We start from the raw sequence: 255 nt of genomic DNA, 5'->3' as shown, positions 1-255 counted from the left end.
CCGTGGTGCTACCATCTGGGTTGGTGATGGTTAACGTCACCGTATCCCCTTCTTCCACACCCGTTGGAAGCGTGACATTGGTTTCAAAACCATCACTGTTCTCGGCCACGCTGACGCTGCCGTCCGCTGCATCGGCAATGGTCAAGGTTGACGCAGTATCGCTTACGCCATCACCATCGGTATCACCCGGTACGGTGGTGTCAAGGTCGAACGTCACTGGCGTACTTTCAGCGGTGGTGTTACCCGCCGCATCAC

General features: G+C 56.9%; 1 protein-coding gene. It reads right to left on the bottom strand.

The annotated features are described in order from the left end of the window. The coding region (locus AACW06_RS20490) for a hypothetical protein (protein WP_202884139.1) at positions 1–255 on the bottom strand (255 nt) is incomplete at both ends.

Source organism: Vibrio sp. S12_S33, assembly GCF_963889785.1.
Classification (GTDB): domain Bacteria; phylum Pseudomonadota; class Gammaproteobacteria; order Enterobacterales; family Vibrionaceae; genus Vibrio; species Vibrio aestuarianus.
Note: the sequence above shows the minus strand (reverse complement) of the source record. Positions and strands in the feature narration are given on the sequence as shown.